We start from the raw sequence: 2,734 nt of genomic DNA on the forward strand, positions 1-2,734 counted from the left end.
GGGGAGGGGTCAGGCGAGCCGCTGCGCGGCGCTGCCGTCGCAGGGCCGGAGAGCGGCCTGCCCGCCGCTCGCCGCGGGCAGGGTCACGCACAGCTCTCGCGCCGAGGTCGGGGCGAGCGCCCCGCCGGCGGTCCGCTCGAACCGCTGCGCCTCGGTGCCGTTGCAGTTGTGGAGCTGGAGGCCGGTGCCCGCGCGGAAGGCGCGGCCCGGTACGTCGAGGCACCGGTCGTGGCTCAGCCCGACGTGCAGGGAGCCCCGCTCGGTGTCGTGGTACCAGTCCTGCCCCCGCTCGCCGTCGCACTCCTCGGCACGTACCTGCGTGCCGTTGGCGGTACGGCCGGCGGCCGGGGCGAGGCAGCGGCTTCCGTCGGCGGTCGCCGCCGGACGGAACAGATCGTCCCAGGCGCCCTCGACCAGCACCGGCGAGCCGGTGCTCGCCGGGTCCGCGCAGCCGGCCTCACGGACGTCCGTGGCGCGCAGCGCGGTCAGACAGGCGGCGAAGGCGCCGTGCCCGGCGGCGTTGGGGTGGAAGGACTGCCGGACGGAGTTGGCGTCGGGCGGGAACGGGTTGGTGACGTCCACGGTCAGGCCGCGAGCCCAGGGCGCGTCGCTGCACACCTCGTGGCCGTGGAAGAGCCGGGAGGCGTCGAGGTAGGTGGCGTCGGCGTTCTTCGCCGCCGCGCGCAGGCTCTCCTGGAAGGGCGGCACCGCCTCGTCCCGCACCCAGCGGGTGTCGGCGTCGTGGAAGGTGCAGCCGCCGACCAGTCGGCCGAGGTGGCGCGGGTCGTCGCGGCGGTCCGGGCCGAGGGGCCCGGGGTAGGACATCAGCACCATGCGGTAGTCGTCGCGGGCGTACCCCGCGTCGGACATCACGGTGTGGAGGTCGGTGACGGTCTCCTCGACCTTGGGGCGCAGACCGTCCACCCGCGCCTGCCAGCCGGGCGCGTACGTCGGGTGGCACGGCCCGCGCCAGTGCAGGAACCAGGAGAGCGCGCAGTCCGTGATGACCGGCCCGAACTCCAGGTCGTCGTTGGCCCCGACGACGAGCAGCACGGTGTCGACACGGGTGTTGCGGGCGGCGACGGCGAGGCTGTCGGCCTGGAGGGGCTCGTCGAACCGCGGGGTCCCGTCGGAGCGGATGTTGGTGGTGGCGGCCCCGGAGCAGGCGAAGTTGTAGGTCACGTCCGCCGGGATGCCGGTGCGGTGGATCGCCGCGTCGTAGGAGCGGTGGCACCAGTTGTCGGGCCCGTCGGTCGCGGGGTCGTAGTTGCCCACGCCCTCACCGGAGATCGCGCTGTCCCCGAGCGAGACGAGGGCGAGCTGCCGGTCGGCCGGGGCAGGCGGAGCGGGGGCGCCGTACAGCTCCGTCGCCTGCCGGGCCCGCAGTTCCTCCAGCCGGGGAGGGAGCGCGGTCGCCTCGCCGACCGGTCCGCCGCTCGCGCCCGCTCCGGTGCCGCCTCGCGCCGAGACGCTGCCCTCGGGCCAGCTGACATCGATCCGCCATGGCCCCTCCGGGACCCACGGGAACCCCAACCCGCCGGGGAGTTCGACGGTGATGGCGGCCCCCGGCGCGGTGACCTCCACGCGCTCGACCTCGCCCCCGGGCGCTGCGCCCGCGGTCGGGGCGCTGGCCGCCAGCAGGCCGAAAGCGGCCAACGCGACCACACCCGTCCGTGTCGGTCGACGTCCGGGCAGGGGTGAGCGCACAGGGGACTCCCTTCGGCGGTATGTCTCTCCCTCGGTTTGTACCGGCTTCCGCCGATCCCGGGAATCCCCCGTGCGGTTGGCCCGGGGGTGCGCGCCGCGCACCGGGTCGGTGCCGTGCGCCCCCCGCCGGGTGCCTGGCGCGCGGCGTGGCGAGGACCGGTTCCGCCGCGGCGACCGAGAGGCCGCCCCGTCGCACGTGTCACGTCGGCCACCCCGGTGCCATACCGCGTATGCAGTGCTCGCGATACTCGGTATGCTTTTCTCGCTGAAGATGTTGTCGCGGTCTTGAGCTGCGGAAACGTTCGGCGTGGGGGGCCGCGGGTGGCGCGGTGGTTGCCGGGGGTGGGTTGCGCGGGCGTCGCCATACTCGGTATACATACTCGGTATGTCGATCAGGTTCGGGCTGCTCGCTCTCCTGGAGCGAGGGCCTTCCCACGGGGCGCAGCTGCGCCTCGACTTCGAGGCGCGGACGGGCGCCACGTGGCCGCTCAACATCGGCCAGGTGTACATGACCCTCGCCCGCCTGGAACGGGACGGGCTGGTCGAGTCACGCACCGGGGCCGGTGCGAGGCAGCACTACGCCATCACCGACGCGGGACGTCGGGAGGTGGGGGAGTGGTACGCGCGTCCGGTCGACCGTTCACAGCCGGCGCGCGACGAACTCGCCATCAAGGTCGCGATGGCGGTCGGAACGCAGGGGAGCGGCATCGGTGACGTGATCGCGATCCAGCGGCGCCACACCCTGCGCGCCATGCAGGGGTACGCCCGGCTCAAGCTGCGCACCGCCCTGGACGGGCCGTCGGATCGGCGGGTACTCGCCTGGCTGCTCGTACTGGAGCAGTTGGTCTTCCAGGCGGAGGCGGAGGTCCGCTGGCTCGCCCACTGCGAGCGGCAGCTCACCGACGGCGGGACCACCGCCACCGACCGGGACGACCACGGGCACCGGCCCGGCGGCCGGCCGGCCGGTGGCCCACCGGAGGCCGAACCCGGCCGCCCCGGCGCCGCCCGCGCGGGCGGCGGCGCCGGG

The 2,734-nt window shown here is 75.0% G+C and carries 2 protein-coding genes; one reads left to right on the forward strand and one right to left on the reverse strand.

The window, feature by feature from the left end:
- Positions 1-9 precede the first annotated feature (9 nt).
- Entirely contained in the window at positions 10-1,497 is a 1,488-nt protein-coding gene (locus tag HCJ92_RS23515; protein WP_420824769.1) for a ricin-type beta-trefoil lectin domain protein, read from the reverse strand.
- A 595-nt stretch (positions 1,498-2,092) separates the two neighbouring features.
- On the opposite strand from HCJ92_RS23515, the gene HCJ92_RS23520 reads away from it, so the two are divergent.
- Positions 2,093-2,734 (forward strand): PadR family transcriptional regulator (locus HCJ92_RS23520; protein ID WP_167935626.1); only part of this gene is annotated, 642 nt, incomplete at its 3' end.

This window comes from Streptomyces spiramenti (assembly GCF_012034385.1).
In the GTDB taxonomy this organism is placed as follows: domain Bacteria; phylum Actinomycetota; class Actinomycetes; order Streptomycetales; family Streptomycetaceae; genus Streptomyces; species Streptomyces spiramenti.